Below are 335 nucleotides of genomic sequence, written 5' to 3'. Positions count from 1 at the left end.
ATTTTTAGTTTTTCAGCAGTAGCTTTAGGATCAGCAAAATGTTTATTACCTTTCTCCACCAAAAAATCAATTAAATCATCAAGCGGTCGAGCCGCAATTTCGTCGGGAGAAAGGAATTCGGTTAAAATAGCCTCAGAAGTAGCACCAAACAAATTGCTAAATACCTCATCTTGCTGAAGAGTATTGAACTTGAGAAAGAGATTAGTAAGGAAATAGTTTTTCTCTCTGGTAAGAGTTTGAGTTAAATGGAATCTGAACCTGGTCAGCCTTTGCAAAGGCAAATAACGAAAATCCACCTGGGAGTTTTCCGGGAGACGCCCAAAACGCAACCGGTC

At 39.7% G+C, this 335-nt stretch carries 1 pseudogene; it reads right to left on the bottom strand.

Annotated elements, in window-relative coordinates:
* Window positions 1–335: pseudogene (locus cpu_RS13030) on the bottom strand (IS110 family transposase); the annotation flags it as partial.

Origin of the sequence: Carboxydothermus pertinax, assembly GCF_001950255.1 — a bacterium.
In the GTDB taxonomy this organism is placed as follows: domain Bacteria; phylum Bacillota; class Z-2901; order Carboxydothermales; family Carboxydothermaceae; genus Carboxydothermus; species Carboxydothermus pertinax.
The sequence above is the reverse complement of the archived record's forward strand: the minus strand, read 5'-3'. Positions and strand labels throughout refer to the sequence as shown.